Annotated in this window: 13 protein-coding genes; 4 read left to right on the forward strand and 9 right to left on the reverse strand. The window is 61.7% G+C overall.

What is annotated here, in order from left to right; all coding sequences use genetic code 11:
* Positions 1 to 6: 6 nt before the first annotated feature.
* From ACA071_RS13455 to ACA071_RS13470, 4 genes are all read right to left on the reverse strand, one after another.
* On the reverse strand, positions 7 to 1,956 hold the full coding sequence (locus ACA071_RS13455; protein WP_497644793.1) for a DNA topoisomerase III: 1,950 nt from the start codon (positions 1,954 to 1,956) through the stop codon (positions 7 to 9).
* A 120-nt stretch (positions 1,957 to 2,076) separates the two neighbouring features.
* A complete protein-coding gene (locus ACA071_RS13460) occupies positions 2,077 to 2,358 on the reverse strand; it encodes a hypothetical protein (protein WP_497644794.1) in 282 nt (93 codons plus the stop codon).
* A gap of 18 nt (positions 2,359 to 2,376) precedes the next feature.
* The gene (locus tag ACA071_RS13465) at positions 2,377 to 2,706 is read right to left on the reverse strand and encodes a DHCW motif cupin fold protein (protein ID WP_497644795.1); all 330 of its coding nucleotides are present in this window, start codon (positions 2,704 to 2,706) and stop codon (positions 2,377 to 2,379) included.
* Positions 2,707 to 2,759: 53 nt separating this feature from the next.
* Positions 2,760 to 3,656, reverse strand: coding sequence for an AraC family transcriptional regulator (locus tag ACA071_RS13470; protein WP_497645304.1), 897 nt, complete (start codon positions 3,654 to 3,656; stop codon positions 2,760 to 2,762).
* Positions 3,657 to 3,859: 203 nt separating this feature from the next.
* On the opposite strand from ACA071_RS13470, the gene ACA071_RS13475 reads away from it, so the two are divergent.
* The 3 genes from ACA071_RS13475 (at position 3,860) to ACA071_RS13485 (ending at position 6,871) form a co-directional block, all read left to right on the forward strand.
* Positions 3,860 to 4,693: an oxidoreductase gene (locus ACA071_RS13475; protein WP_497644796.1), complete on the forward strand. Its 834-nt coding sequence runs from the start codon at positions 3,860 to 3,862 to the stop codon at positions 4,691 to 4,693.
* 148 nt (positions 4,694 to 4,841) lie between these two features.
* Positions 4,842 to 6,251: a serralysin family metalloprotease gene (locus ACA071_RS13480; RefSeq protein WP_497644797.1), complete on the forward strand. Its 1,410-nt coding sequence runs from the start codon at positions 4,842 to 4,844 to the stop codon at positions 6,249 to 6,251.
* 254 nt (positions 6,252 to 6,505) lie between these two features.
* Positions 6,506 to 6,871, forward strand: coding sequence for a DUF427 domain-containing protein (locus ACA071_RS13485; RefSeq protein ID WP_497644798.1), 366 nt, complete (start codon positions 6,506 to 6,508; stop codon positions 6,869 to 6,871).
* Positions 6,872 to 6,882: 11 nt separating this feature from the next.
* On the opposite strand, the gene ACA071_RS13490 is transcribed toward ACA071_RS13485, so the two are convergent.
* From ACA071_RS13490 to ACA071_RS13510, 5 genes are all read right to left on the reverse strand, one after another.
* Positions 6,883 to 8,151, reverse strand: coding sequence for an NAD(P)/FAD-dependent oxidoreductase (locus ACA071_RS13490; protein ID WP_497644799.1), 1,269 nt, complete (start codon positions 8,149 to 8,151; stop codon positions 6,883 to 6,885).
* A complete protein-coding gene (locus ACA071_RS13495; RefSeq protein WP_497644800.1) occupies positions 8,144 to 9,721 on the reverse strand; it encodes an aldehyde dehydrogenase (NADP(+)) in 1,578 nt (525 codons plus the stop codon). The genes ACA071_RS13490 and ACA071_RS13495 overlap by 8 nt, the downstream gene beginning before the upstream one ends.
* 76 nt (positions 9,722 to 9,797) lie before the next feature.
* Positions 9,798 to 10,745, reverse strand: coding sequence for a dihydrodipicolinate synthase family protein (locus tag ACA071_RS13500; RefSeq protein ID WP_497644801.1), 948 nt, complete (start codon positions 10,743 to 10,745; stop codon positions 9,798 to 9,800).
* A gap of 51 nt (positions 10,746 to 10,796) precedes the next feature.
* The gene (locus ACA071_RS13505; RefSeq protein WP_497644802.1) at positions 10,797 to 11,723 is read right to left on the reverse strand and encodes a 4-hydroxyproline epimerase; all 927 of its coding nucleotides are present in this window, start codon (positions 11,721 to 11,723) and stop codon (positions 10,797 to 10,799) included.
* Positions 11,724 to 11,734: 11 nt separating this feature from the next.
* On the reverse strand, positions 11,735 to 13,366 hold the full coding sequence (locus tag ACA071_RS13510) for an APC family permease (protein WP_497644803.1): 1,632 nt from the start codon (positions 13,364 to 13,366) through the stop codon (positions 11,735 to 11,737).
* 199 nt (positions 13,367 to 13,565) lie between these two features.
* On the opposite strand from ACA071_RS13510, the gene ACA071_RS13515 reads away from it, so the two are divergent.
* Positions 13,566 to 14,330 carry a PAS domain-containing protein gene (locus ACA071_RS13515; protein WP_497644804.1) on the forward strand — a complete coding sequence of 255 codons (765 nt, stop codon included), beginning with the start codon at positions 13,566 to 13,568 and terminating at the stop codon, positions 14,328 to 14,330.
* Positions 14,331 to 14,588 lie beyond the last annotated feature (258 nt).

Raw genomic sequence — 14,588 nt, forward strand, 5'->3', positions numbered from 1 at the left:
CACAAACTACGCTTTGCTCGCCGGTTTGGCGGCGCGTTTGGTGCCGGTCGCTGGTTTGCGGGGGGCGGTCTTGCGTTTTTTCTTCCACGGCGTGGCGCCGCGACCGGCCGGGCTCGCCGGGCCGCTGATGGTCATGCTCAGGCCGGCACAACGGGCGACCTGCTTGCTCATCCACGCCGCCTGCTTGGTGACGAATTCTTCCAGGCTCATTTCACCGCTTTGCACCATGTCCAGGGCCTGCTCCCAGATCGCGGTAGTCCCCGGATCGGCGATGGCTCGTGGCACCGCGTCGATCAGGCTGAACGCGGCCGGGGTCGCGGCCAGGGCCTTGCCGTTCTTCACCAGGTAACCGCGGTCGAGCAGGCCCTGGATGATCGAGGCGCGGGTCGCTTCGGTGCCGATCCCGGTGGTGTCCTTGAGCTTCTGCTTGAGCAGCGGGTCTTCCACCAGTTTGGCGACGTTCTTCATCGCCTTGATCAGGTCCCCCTCGGTGAACGGCTTGGGCGGTTGGGTCCAGAGGTCCTTGAGTTTGACGTCAGCTACTGCGCAATCCCGTCCTTCGGCCAGGGCCGGCAGGGTTTGCGGCGCTGGCGCCTCACGGCCCTTGGCCGGGGCGAGGGCTTCGGGCAGGGCGCGCTTCCAGCCGGGCTCGACGATCTGCTTGCCCACGGCGCGCAAGGCTTCGCCGGCACAGTCAAAGTCGGCCTGGGTACGGTCATATTCATGATTGGGCAGGAACTGCGCCAGATACCGCGCGCGGATCAGGGTGTAGACCGCCCGCTGCTTGCCCACCAGCCGTTCGAGGTTCTTCGCCGCCGCCGTGGGGATGATGCCGTGGTGAGCGCTGACCTTGGCATCGTTCCAGGCCCGGGAACGGCGTTGAGGCTGCAGATGCTCGTTCAAGGCGTTCAGGCTCGGATCGGCCTGGCGTAGCGCCGCGAGAATGCCGGGGGCTTCGCTGTGCTGGCTGACAGGCAGGAAGCCGCAGTCGCTGCGCGGGTAAGTGATGACTTTGTGGGTTTCGTAGAGCGCCTGGGCGATATCGAGGGTTTCCTGGGCACCGAGGCCGAGCTTCTTCGAGCAGACTTCCTGCAAGGTGCCCAGGTCGAACGGCAGCGGCGCGATTTCCCGCATGCGTTCGGTGCGCAGCTTGATCACCCGGGCGCTCGCCGCGCCACTCATCGCCGCCGCCGCTTGCTGCGCCAAGGACTGATTCAAGCAACGATCCTGATCGTCGCAAACATCGGACGCCGCGCGCCACTGGGCGGTGAACGCGGTGCCATCGTGCAGCAGTTGCACGTCAATGGCCCAATAGGCGACCGGGACGAAATCGGCAATGCTGCGATCCCGATCCACCACCAACCGCAGGGTAGGCGTTTGCACCCGGCCCACCGGCAACACCCCTTGGTAACCGGACTGCCGGCCCAGCAGGGTGAACAGCCGACTCATGTTCATCCCGATCAGCCAATCGGCCCGAGAGCGGCCCAGCGCCGAATGATAGAGGCTGAACGTCTCGGCTCCCGGCTTCAGCGCTGCCAAGGCCTTGCGGATCGAGGCATCGTCCAGCGCCGACAACCACAACCGCTGGATCGGCCCGCGATAACGACAATGCTCTACCAATTCCCGGGCGATCATCTCGCCTTCACGGTCGGCGTCCGTGGCGATCACCAGTTCAGTAGCCTCACCGAGCAAGCGTTTGACCGCTTTGTACTGGCTGGCGGTGCGCGGTTTGACGGTCATCTTCCATTTGTCGGGGATGATCGGCAGATCCGCCAGCACCCAGCGCTTGTAGCGCGCGTCATAGGCGTCCGGCGGTGCGGTTTCCAGAAGATGGCCGATGCACCAGGTCACCGTGACGTTCGTTCCCAGCCAGCAACCGTCGCCCCGGCGCTTGGCGCCAAGCACTGCCGCGATGTCTTTGGCCTGGGAAGGTTTTTCACAGAGGTACAGCTGCATAACCACCATCGTTCAAGTCGGTTTGAAGAAGATGAACAGAATGCGCAGGGATTTCGATTGGGGCAACCTTTATCTGTATGGATATACAGATAAAAGGTTGCCGATGATGACGCGTGGCATCTAGGGCATGCGCATCAGTGCGCTTCGCAGGCGTGTGATCAATTTCCTGGACTTCAGGCAGTCGAGTGGTCGAAGGTCGTCCAGTGCTGGCACCTGCTGCGTGATCCACCATCGGCCTTCTTCAAGGCCCCGCTTGCCATAAATGATGACGGCCATATCGAGGTGGTCGTTCAACAGTGTCGCAAGCTCACGGGCATTTTCGTCGAGATAATCCTCTGCATACAACGCGACCGTCTGTTGCCAATCGGCATCGCCGGGGTAATCGTCTTCCAGTCGTTGCATGTTTCAAATTCCTGTTTATCAGTCCACCACAAACAACCTGGCGCCAATGGCGGTTGAGGACCGATGCGCCTCGGCATTGTCCGCCACTTGATAGCTCATGCCGGGTTTGAGCACGAATTGGCGACCATCCTCCAACTCGGTGTGCAGTTCCCCCTCAAGACAAAACAGCACATGACCCTTGGAGCACCAATGATCGGCCAGGTAGCCCGGTGTGTACTCGACGATACGCACTCGAATCGCCCCTAACTGTTGGGTGCGCCACAACGCACTGCCTGTTTCTCCCGGGTGTTCGGTGGGTTCGATCTGCGACCAGTCGGTGGTGCCGAAGGGGATGTTTGAAATGTCCATTCTGCTCTCCAAAGTTTGGGTCATGCCGTGGTGATGGCCGGCACTTTAACTGCTCAATGCGAAGACACAAACACCGAATTCTCCACCGGCGGCGGCAAGGCAAACGCACCTTTCATCCGCGCCACTTCCTCGGTGGGCGAACGGCCAAACAGCCTTTTGAATTCGCGACTGAACTGCGAGCCGCTTTCATACCCGACGTCGGCCGCCGCCCGCGCCACGCTGTAGCTGTTGCGTACCATCAGTAGCCGCGCCTGGTGCAGGCGTGTCGATTTCAAGTACTGCATCGGCGAAGTGTGGGTGATGGCTTTGAAGTGCGCGTGGAAGGTCGGCACGCTCATGTTCGCTTCCGCAGCCAGGTGTTCGACGTCGAGCCGCTCGCCGAGGCTGCCATGGATTTTACGCAGGGCCCGGGAGATGCGGCCGAACTGCCCACGAGCGGCGAGGGCGGCGCGCATCGATCCGCCCTGGGCGCCGGTGAGGATTCGATAATAGATTTCCCGCACCAGTGAAGGCCCTAGCAGGCGACCGTCCAGTGGCGAGTCGAGGGCTTCCAGCAGACGCAGGACCGATTGGCTCAAGCGCGGCTCCATCGGTGAGGCGTACATGCCTTTGGGTTCTGCGGTGGGCTGGTCGTCGAGCTGCAGCATCAGGTCGGCGGCGAGGTTGAAGTCCAGATGAAAATAGAGCGCCAGCAGCGGCTCTTCGGCGCTGGCGTCGGTTTCCATGGTGAACGGCACCGGCACGGCAACCGCCAGATAGTGTTGGGCATCGTACAGGTAAGTCGCGTCGCCCCAGTACCCGCGCTTGCGGCCCTGACAGACGATGACGATGCCCGGATCGTAGAGCACCGGCGTGCGCTCCAAAGCACGGTTGGAACGCAGCAAACGCACATCCGCCAGCGCCGTGAGGTTGTAACCCTCATCCGGGGCGAGTTTGGCCAACAGTGCAATCGTCTGCGTCTGGCAATCGTTTTGATCTACGCCTGATCCGCTCAAAAGACGTTTCCGCCCGATATGACAAGGCTCGAATGTGAACTGCTGCGAGCCGCAAATCAATCGACTCATAGGATTAGGCAAAAGGCCGACAGTAATCGGCGTTCAGCCGTCGCCGTTGCAGCCCTATCATGGCCAACAAACCACAGCGGAGCACGACCATGACGACGACAAAAACCCTCTTCATCACCGGCGTCAGCAGCGGCTTTGGCCAGGCGCTGGCCAACGAAGCACTGGCCGCAGGGCACCGGGTGATCGGCACCGTGCGCAACGAAACGGCGCGCATCGAGTTTGAACAGCACCCATCGAAAAACGCCTTCGGCCGCTGCCTGGATGTCACTGACTTCGCAGCCATTGACGCTGTTGTCGCTGAGGTCGAAAACAACCTCGGCCCGGTGGATGTCTTGGTCAACAACGCCGGTTACGGCCATGAAGGGATTTTCGAGGAATCGGCGCTGGAAGAGATGCGCCAGCAGTTCGACGTCAATGTGTTCGGCGCCGTGGCCGTGACCAAGGCGTTCGTGCCGTTCTTCCGTCAGCGCCGGGCGGGGCACATCATCAACATCACCTCCATGGGCGGCTTTATCACGATGCCGGGCATCGCCTATTACTGCGGCAGCAAGTTTGCCTTGGAAGGGATATCCGACACCTTGAGCAAGGAACTCAAACCGTTCGGCATCGCGGTCACGGCGGTGGCGCCGGGATCGTTTCGCACCGACTGGGCCGGGCGCTCGATGCGCCGCTCCGAGCGCAGCATTGCCGACTATGACGCGACCTTCGACCCGATCCGCACCGCGCGCCAAGCTAAGAGCGGCAAGCAACTAGGCGACCCGGTCAAAGCCGCCCAAGCCATGCTGGCCTTGATCGCCAGCGACGCACCGCCAGCGCATTTGTTGCTGGGCAGCGATGCGCTGCAATTGGTGCGCGAGCGATTGGCGAATATGGCGCAGGAGATTGACGCGTGGGAGGCGCTGACTCGTTCCACGGATGGTTGAACCAAAGCGCTATCGAGAAATTGATTAGCGCCACGTTTCAAGCTGTGTCAGTTTCACCGCGCCTGCAATGGGGCGAGTGACAGGACGATCTCGCCAAGGGATCGCCGTGGTCTGTCGAAACTGACTACTTTGAACAAGGACGTAAATCATGTCTCAAGCAAAAGCCCGGACCAGTGACGCCTACTCGACCGTCGATACGTTCAGCCACTTGTACGACCGTGGCGGCAGTGCACTGATAAATGGCAAGCCATCGTTCACCGCCGATCAGGCCGCCGACCAGATCCTGCGCAAAGGCGCGTCCTGGCACGATCAGAATGCCGACGGCAAGATCGACCTCAGTTACACCTTCCTGACCTCGAAACCGGCGAACTACGACGCGGCCCTCGGCACGTTCGGCGAATTCAGCGCCCAGCAAAAAGCCCAGGCGGTGCTGGCGATGCAATCCTGGTCGGACGTGGCCAACGTGACCTTCAGCGAAGGCAAGGGTGGTGACGGTCACATGACGTTCGGCAACTACAGCAACAACACTGGCGGCGCGGCGTTCGCCTATTTGCCCCAGGGCAGCCAGTACGACGGCCAGTCCTGGTACATGATCAACGACCAATATCAGGTCAACAAAACCCCGGACACCAACAACTACGGGCGCCAGACCCTGACCCACGAAATCGGCCACACCCTGGGCCTGTCGCACCCCGGCGTGTACAACGCTGGCAACGGCAACCCGACCTATAACGACGTGACCTACGCCCAGGACACCCGTGGCTACAGCCTCATGAGCTACTGGAGTGAAAGCAACACGCACCAGAACTTCAGCAAGGACGGCAGCGGCGCCTACGCCTCGGCCCCGTTGCTGGACGACATCGTCGCGGTGCAGAAACTCTACGGCGCCAACCTGGACACCCGCGCCAGCGACACGGTCTACGGCTTCAACGCCAACGCCGAGCGCGACTTCTACAGCGCCACGTCCGCCGCGTCGAAAGTGGTGTTTTCGGTATGGGACGGCGGGGGTAACGACACCCTGGACTTCTCCGGTTTCAGCCAGAACCAGAAGATCAACCTCAACGAAGGCTCGTTCTCCGATGTGGGCGGTCTGGTCGGCAACGTCTCCATCGCTCACGGCGTGACCCTGGAGAACGCGATCGGCGGTTCGGGCAATGATCTGCTGATCGGCAACGCAGCGGCGAACAGTCTGGAAGGCGGGGCCGGCAACGACATCATTTACGGTGCCGGTGGCGGTGATTCGTTGTGGGGCGGGGCTGGGGCGGACACGTTTGTGTTCGGCGCTGCCAGCGATTCGACCATGACCGCGCCGGACTGGATCATGGATTTCACCAGCGGCCAGGACAAGATCGACTTGTCGGGCATCGCCGAATTTGCCTCGGGCAATGCGACGCTGAACTTCGTCAGCGGCTTCACCGGGCATGCCGGCGATGCAATCCTGACCTGGTTTGCCGAGACCAATCAGACCAGTTTGATGGTCGATCTGACTGGCCATGGCGCGGTGGATTTTGCGGTGGGGACGGTGGGGCAAGCAGTGGCGACCGATATCGTCGCTTGATGTAAAGCAAGATCAAGAGATCGTAGCCTTCGGCAGCTCCTACTGGTTTGATGTTCGCCGCGATTGTGCGGATGAACGCCATCCTGTGTAGGGGCTGGCGCAGCCTGCGATCTTTTGATTTTGTGGTTCCGTTCGGCTGCGAAGCAATCGCGATGCCGAAACATGGGTTATACCTGACAGTCGTGGTCTAAGGTTTTTGGGGCTGCTGTATTGCCCATCGCATAGGTTCATCACTGTCATGAGGAACGTATTCCATGAAAAGCTCCGGTCCCAGTCCTGTCATCACCATCGCCGAGCAACCCGGCTGCCTCTTGGTGAAGTTTCACGGTATTCAGGTGGCCGCGTCCGCCCGGGCGCTGGTGCTGCTTGAGGCCAACTATCCCCCGGTGTATTACGTCCCGCGCGAAGACATCGACGAAAAATATTACGCCCGCACCGACCACACCAGCTACTGCCCCTATAAGGGCGATGCCAGCTATTTCAGTTTGCAGATCCCTGGGCATGAAGGCGCCAATGCGGTGTGGAGCTATGAGAATCCCAAGGTGTCGGTCGAGCAGATTCGCGGCTACGTGGCGTTCTATCCTGACCAGGTGACATTCGAGATTCTCAAAGACGTCTGACCGGTTTTTTATCAGAAGCGATCGAGCCGGTACGGTTCGATTGCTGGCAAACCATGTGAAGGGGTGAGCGCAGCCATGTGGGCGATCAGCTCAGCGGTCACGGCCGCCTGGGTCAAGCCCAAATGCTGGTGGCCAAAGGCGAGCAATACCTTGCCATCGCACACCCGGTCGATGATCGGCAGCGAATCCGGCAAGGACGGGCGAAACCCCATCCACGGCGTGGCATCGGCAGCGTTCAGATCCCGGCGGAACAGGCCTTTGCTCAACCGGTGCAACTGCCAGGCACGCTCCATGCTCGGCGGGCGGTCGAGGCCGGCGAACTCGACGGTGCCGGCCAGCCTCAGCCCATCGGCCATCGGCGTCATGATGAATTTGCGCTCCAGCGAGGTGACGGCGAACGGCAACCGATCCTGCTCATGGGGCAACATCAGGTGATAACCGCGTTCGGTATCCAGCGGGACTTTTTTGCCGGTCAGCGCGGCGGTGAGCTTCGCGGAGTGAGCACCGCAGGCGATCAGCACCTGGCGGGCGTTGAGGCTGCCCTGGTCGGTGATCAGCGAGACGCCGTTTTCATGCAGTTGTCCACCCTGAACCTGCTGTTTCAAGAACTGCACGCCGCAGGTTTTGGCCGCCTCGACCAGTTCGCAGACAACCCGGTAAGGATCCAGAAAGTGCCCGGTGCTTGGAAAAAACAACCCGCCCTGAATCTGTTCGCTGAGTTGCGGGGCAACCTCGCGTACCGCCTCGGCCTGCCAGAAATCGACCGGCACCTGTTGCTGGCGCATCCGTGCCTGCAGCGCTTCAATCGCCTGACGCGAGTCGGCACGCTCGAACACCAGCAACGAGCCATCTTCCTTGAGCAAATCGGGGCGGGCGATGTCCGCCAGCAATCGCTGCCACGCGCCGAGACTGCTTTCGTTGAGCGCGCGGATGCCGGCCACGGTACGTTGGAACGGCGCCGGGCGCAGGTTCAGCAACAGGCGCATAAACCAGGGCAGGGCGCGCGGCAGGTATTTCCAGTCCAGGCGCAGCGGGCCCATCGGGTCCATGAGCATGGCGGGCAGGCGCTTGAGGATCGACAGGTCGGCAATCGGAAACACCTGCTCGGTGGCCAGGTGCCCGGCATTGCCGAACGAGGCGCCATGGCCGGGTTCCTGCTGGTCGATCACCACCACCCGCAGGCCTTGGCGGGCGAGGCGCAGGGCGCAGGCGACGCCGATGATGCCGGCGCCGACCACGGCGATGTCGTGCGGGTCATTCGAAGTGAAGTGATTAGACATTGGCCTGGGCTTCTCTCTGGCCATCGAGCAGGCGGCGCAGTTGCAGCGGATTACCGTGCTTGAGCGCCGCAGGCAACAAGCTGTCCGGGAAGTCCTGGTAGCAGACCGGGCGCAGGAACCGCAGGATGGCGGCAGTGCCGACCGAGGTCGAGCGCGGGTCGGAAGTCGCCGGGAAAGGACCGCCATGGACCATGGCGTCACACACCTCGACCCCGGTCGGCCAGCCATTGATCAGCAGGCGGCCGGCCTTGCGTTCCAGCACCGGCAGTAATGCCCTGGCGCTTTCCAGATCGGCATCATCCAGGTGCAGAGTGGCGGTCAGTTGACCTTCAAGGTGTTCGATGACCTGACGGATTTCATTGTCGTCGGCACATTGCACGACCAGCGATGCGGCACCGAACATCTCAGCCTGCAACGCGGGGTCGCTGAGAAAATCCTGCGCCTGGGTCACGAACAAATACGCTTGGCATTGGTTCGGCGTTTCACCTTTCAGGCCAATGGCGGCCGTTTCTGCACGCATCAAACCCACGCCTGCCTCATAAGCATTGAAGATGCCGGGCGTGAGCATGGTCTGGGCCGGGCTGCGTTGAACGAGGTCCGCAGCCGCGTTGATGAATCGATCCAACGCGGGGCCTTGATGGGCAATCACCAATCCAGGATTGGTGCAGAACTGGCCAGCACCCTGAGTGAGTGAAGCAACGAAACCCTGCGCCAGCGCTTCACCGCGTGCTTGCAGGGCTGCCGGGAACAGCAAAACCGGATTGATCGAACTCATTTCCGCATACACCGGAATCGGCTCGGGACGCGCCTGAGCTGCCTTGCACAACGCCATGCCGCCACTGCGCGAACCGGTGAAACCGACGGCTTTGATTCGCGGATCGCTGACCAACGCGATACCCACTTCGCGGCCAGACCCGAACAACAGCGAAAACACACCTTCGTGCAGGCCGCATGTTTTCACGGCCCGAGCCACTGCGCGGCCCACCAGTTCGCTGGTGCCGGGATGCGCGCCATGGGCCTTGACGATCACTGGGCAACCGGCGGCGAATGCCGAAGCCGTGTCACCACCAGCGACTGAAAAGGCCAGCGGAAAATTACTCGCGCCGAACACCGCCGCCGGCCCTAGCGGCACCTGGCGCTGACGCAAGTCCGGACGTGGCAGGGGCTGACGTTGCGGCAGCGCGTTATCGACCCGTACATCCAGCCATTCCCCGGCGCGCACGGTGCGGGCAAAGGTGCGCAGTTGCTGGCAGGTCCGGCCACGTTCCCCCTGAATGCGCGGGCGCGGCAGACCTGTTTCAGCGACCGCACGTTCGATCAGCTCATCACCCAACGCTTCGATCTCATCGGCAATCGCTTCGAGGAAATGAGCGCGTGCGGCCAATGGTGTTTCGCGATAGCTGTCAAAAGCCGCTGACGCCAACGCGCAGGCCTGATCGACATGCGCCTCGGTGCCTCCGGGATAGGCCGGGTCGAGGGTTTTATCGGTGGCTGGATCAATCGCCCGGATCGCTTCGCGGCTACCGGTAACGGCGTGCTGACCAATCAGCATTTGGCCTGTCAGAGTCATGGCGCTTTCCTGGAAAAATAGAGTGAGCCCGCTGCGAAACAGGGCTGTTCGCAGCGGGCACGAATACAGGGTGAGATCAGGCGACGTTCTGCTCGGCCGACCAGTTTTTGTACCACTGGCGGAACAACGTGTACTGGTTCTCGGCGTAATGCCGCTGGGCATCGCTGAGCACATCGGTGTCGTTGAAGTGCAGGGTGTATTCCTTGTCGCCATTGAGCACCATCAAGTGCTTGTAATAGAGCACCAGGTCGCAGCCCTCATCGAACGACGACAGCACCGCCAGCGCAGATTCCAGCTCCCGGGCCAGGCGTCGGGCCTTGGCGTCACCTTTGGCCGCTTGCTTGCTCAGGGCCACCAGTTGCAGCACTTCGCGGGGCAGCGCGTTGCCGATGCCGGTAATGGCGCCGGTGGCGTTGCAGTTGACGAAACCATGCACCACTTGGGTGTCGACCCCGACCATCAGGGTGACGTTATCGTCCTTGGACGTGATGTTCTCGGCGGCGTAACGCAGGTCGGCAGCACCGCCGAACTCCTTGAAGCCAATCAGGTTCGGGTGCTCGCGGCGCAGTTCGAAGAACAGGTCGGCGCGGGTGGCGAAGCCGTAATAAGGGCTGTTGTAGATCACCGACGGCAGGTTCGGCGCGGCGTTCAGGATGGCGGCGAAGTGGGCTTTCTGCGCGGCGGGAGAGGCACCGCGAGAGAGAACGCGAGGAATGACCATCAAGCCATGGGCGCCGACCTTGGCCGCATGGGCCGCGTGGGAAATTGCCTCGCGGCTGTTCACCGCGCCGGTGCCGACGATGGTCGGAATGCCCGCGGCGACCAGACGCGCCACGCCTTCCTGGCGTTCGGCTTCTGTCAGCAGAGGCCAGTCACCCATGGAGCCGCAATACACGACCGCACTCATGCCGATATCGATCAGTTCGCGACCTTTGGCCACTAACTTGTCAAAGTCCGGCTTGCGTTCGGCGGTGCACGGGGTCATCAGCGCTGGGATGCAGCCAGTGAAAATGTTATCGCTCATTGTTGTCACTCCTCGAAGCGTTTAATTGAAGGTTAAGTGGCGCGGGGCGGCTCAAATGCCCCACGCGAAGGAATCCTGTTCGTCGATCAGCAGCGTGGCGTCGGCGGTCATGAAGGCCTGGCCGGTAATGAACGGGCGGACGCGTTCGCCTTCCCATTCGTAACTGCCGATGAACTGGCTGCCGGTGATGCTCGCTTGTACCCAGGGCTCGCCGGCGGCCAGTTTTCCATCGGCCGCCAGGCAGGCCAGTTTGGCGCTGGTGCCAGTGCCGCAGGGCGAGCGGTCGTAGGCTTTGCCCGGGCACATGACGAAGTTGCGGCTGTCGGCGTGATCGTCACCGGCAAACAGTTCGACATGGTCGATGAGCGCGCCGTCTTCGCCATGGATGCCCTGGTCTTCCAGAGCCTTGAGCATCGCCCAGGTGTAATCGGTGAGGGTTTCGACGTTGTCCATTTGCAACGTATGGCCGTGATCGGACACCAGGAAAAACCAGTTGCCGCCCCAGGCGATATCGCCGTAAACCGTGCCGTGCCCTGGCACTTCGACTGGCACCTGTTGCCGGTGGCGGTAGGCGGGCACGTTGCGCAACGTCACCGTGCCGTCTTCGTGCAGCGTGGCGCTGACCGGGCCGACGGGCGTGTCGATCTTGTGCACGCCGGGGCCGATGTACCCCAGGTAATGCAGCGAATTGACCAGGCCGATGGTGCCGTGACCGCACATGCCGAGGTAGCCGGCGTTGTTGAAGAAAATCACACCGCAGGTGGCATCCGGGGAGACCGGTTCGCAATACAGAGCGCCGACCAGCACATCGTTGCCACGGGGCTCCAACAGGCAGGCACGACGCCAGTGGTCATGCTGGTCGCGCAGGGAATCGCGCTGCTCGGCCATGGTCTGGCCGGCCAATTGGGGAAAGCCTTTCATCACCAGGCGCGTCGGTTCGCCGCCGGTATGGGAGTCAATCACATGAACCCGTTTCATAAATCTGTCCTTTAGAAGTGTGCAGGCGCGGGGCGCTGGCGGGTCGGGGTGGCGAGGGTCGAATCGGCTTCGCTTTCATCGTCCTCGGATTCCAGTCGCACCAGATGCGCCGGCACGCCGGTTGCTGCGCCCCAGCAATAAATCCCCATCGCGCAGACCGCCACCACCAGGGTATCGAAGGGATGGCTGAGCACGCCCAGGCCACCAAAACTGCCGAGCTTGGACAGAACGATGGTTACGGCGTAGAAGCCAATCAGCCAGGCGGATGAGCGCACTTGCTGGGCCAGGCTCAGGTGGTTGGTCGGCACGAAGCGACCGCACAACAGATACACGACGAACATCAGGATTTGCAGGCCGAGCAGCCAGGACACGGTGTCCCAACCCGACCAGTAGACGATCAGCGCCGCGATGATGAACGACAGCGGACCGAGCAGGCCCATCCACTTGACCCGGAACGGGCGCGGCATATCCGGTGCATTGCGGCGCAGGGCGGCGACGGACACCGGCGCGACGGCGTAGCTCAACACCAGTGCGGCGGAGACCACGTTGATCAACGCTTCCCACGAAGGAAAGGGCAGGGTCCAGAACACCGACAGGGCAAAGGTCAACCACAGCGCCGGGCGCGGGATGCCGGACTTTTCATCGATACGGGTGAAGACCTTGAAGAACGTGCCGGTTTGCGCCCAGCCGTAGATCACTCGCGGCGTGGCGTTCATGTAGATGTTGCCGCAACCGCTGGGGGAGATCACCGCGTCGGCGACCACCAGATAAGCCAACCAACCCACGCCAAGTGCCAGGGCGATATCGCGATAAGGCAGCGCCAGTTCCTTGGCCACGCCGGCCCAGCCGTTGACCAGCATTTCGGTGGGCACGCCGCCGAGGAAGGCGACCTGCAACAACACATAAATCAAGGTAGAAAGCAGCACGGAAAGGATCAGTGCAATCGGAATGGTCCGTTGCGGATTCTTCACTTCGCTGGCCACCGAAATGATTGGCGTCAGCCCCAGGTAAGCGAAGATCACACCGCCAGCGGACACCGCCATCTCCACACCCGACAGGCCGAATGGGGCGAAGCCCTGGGCCTGAAAGTTGGCCGGTTTGAAGAAGGTGAACAGCACACCGATCACCAGCAGCGGGACGATGAACTTGAACACGCTGACCAGGTTATTGGCCATGGCGAAGGTCTTCACGCTGCGGTAGTTGAGCATGAAGAACAGGCACAGCAGGGCGAACTGCATCAGCCAGCCAAGGATCGTCGGATCGCTGGAGCCGGCCTTGGTCAGCTCGGGAAACCACGCCGCGGCATATTGCCGGGAAGCCACCACTTCGATCGCCACCAGGCTGGTGAAGGCGATCAATGTGATGAAGCCCATCAAGTAGCCGAGCAACGGTCCATGGGAGTAAACCGGGTAGCGAACCACGCCACCCGCACGGGGCAGCGCCGCGCCCAATTCACAGTAAACAATGCCCAGCAGCAGGACGGCAAAACCGCCCAGCAGCCAGGAGAAAATCCCCGCTGGACCTGCGATTGCTGAAACGTGGCTGGCGGCGAATAACCAGCCGGAGCCGAAGATGGCGCCCAGCCCGATGAACGTAAGGTCCATCAACGAAAGTTGCCTTTTGAACTTGCCTTTGCCTGACATAGCGTCGCGCCTTCTTGTGAGTTATTGGATAGGCAGGGGTGCATGCAATGGCCATAGAGTGAACTCGACGGCGCGCTGGCGATTGATGTTTTGCGTGGGTATGGATGACGAAATCAGCACAATGCAGGAGTGCTCGACACCGCACTCGCGACGGGGCAAGGTGATCGAAAAATGCCTCAAAAGTGAGAGGGTGAGTGTGATGGCGCAGAGTGCGTTGGCGATGTTGTGCGAGGGGAATGAGGGCACTCGTCCGGAAACGATCGAAGCATTATTGGCCGGCGTGGCACCGCTGTTGCCGATGCTCGATGTGATTCCCAATGCCGCGATCTTTATCAAGGACGTCCAGGCGCGCTACGTCATGGCCAATCTCGCTCTGGTCCAGCGCTGTGGCATGAAACAGCTGCTGGGCAAAACCAGCGCCGAGGTGTTTCCGGCGCAATTGGGGCCGGGCTACACCGAACAGGATCGCCGTGTGCTGGAGCAAGGCCTGGTCCTGGAAGATCAACTGGAATTGCACTTGTACGGCAGCCGGGAACCCGGTTGGTGCCTGACGCACAAACGACCGCTATATAGCCGCAGCGGTGAAATTATCGGCTTGGCCGGGATCTCGGTCGATCTGCAATCGGCCAGCGACACTCATCCGGCCTACCAACGTCTGGCGGCGGTCGACGAACACATTCGTGCGCATTTCAATCGCCGGGTCACCTTGGGCGAACTGACGCGCATCGCCGGTATTTCAGTGGCGCAACTGGAACGGTACTGCAAGCGCGTATTCCACCTGACGCCACGGCAAATGATCCAAAAAGTGCGCCTGGAACACGCCCATCGCCTGCTGCACACCGACATTCCCATCACCGAAGTCGCCCTGCAATGCGGCTACACCGACCACAGCGCGTTCACTCGCCAGTTCAAAGCCTTGACCGGATTTACGCCGCGCCAGTATCGGCAGGCTACGGCACAATGATCGTCCCCACGCTCCGCGTGGGAATGCCTCAAGGGACGCTCTGCATTCCAGCTCCGGGAAGGGACGCAGAGCGTCCCGGGCTGCATTCCCACGCAGAGCGTGGGAACGATCTTCATCCGCCAGTTCAAGGCCTTGACCGGATTTACGCCGCGCCAGTATCGGCAGGCTACGGCGCAATGATCGTCCCCACGCTCCGCGTGGGAATGCCTCAAGGGACGCTCTGCATTCCAGCTCCGGGAAGGGACGCAGAGCGTCCCG

Source organism: Pseudomonas sp. LBUM1646, assembly GCF_059716165.1.